Genomic DNA, 363 nt, shown 5'->3' with positions numbered 1-363 from the left:
CCTCCGCCAGCCCCGACGCCTCCTGCGGCACCCTGGCCAACACCCTGGGCCGCCTGCGCTACCAGGACGACTCCTTCGGCCGCACCTGGTTCAGCTACGACGCCTGGGGCCGCATGGTGAAGCAGGTGCGCCTGCGCACCGGCACCACCACCTGCACCGGTACTCCCTTCCAGAATCCCCACACCCTCTACGCCTACAGCCCCAACGGCAACCTCACCCAGGTGACATACCCCTACGGCCGCGTCGTCACCTACACCTACGGGACGGGTGCCCTTGCCGACCGCGTTGAGAGCGTCTCCGTCTCGAAGTACGCCAGCGGCGCGCCCACCACGGAAGTGCTGCTCTCCCAGGTGGCCTGGGAGC

1 protein-coding gene is annotated in these 363 nt (G+C 69.1%); it reads left to right on the top strand.

What is annotated here, in order from left to right; all coding sequences use genetic code 11:
* A partial coding sequence (locus AABA78_RS39015) for a hypothetical protein (protein WP_338270616.1) occupies positions 1 to 363 on the top strand: 363 nt, incomplete at both ends.

The organism is Corallococcus caeni (assembly GCF_036245865.1).
Lineage (GTDB): Bacteria > Myxococcota > Myxococcia > Myxococcales > Myxococcaceae > Corallococcus > Corallococcus caeni.
The sequence above is the reverse complement of the archived record's forward strand: the minus strand, read 5'-3'. Positions and strand labels throughout refer to the sequence as shown.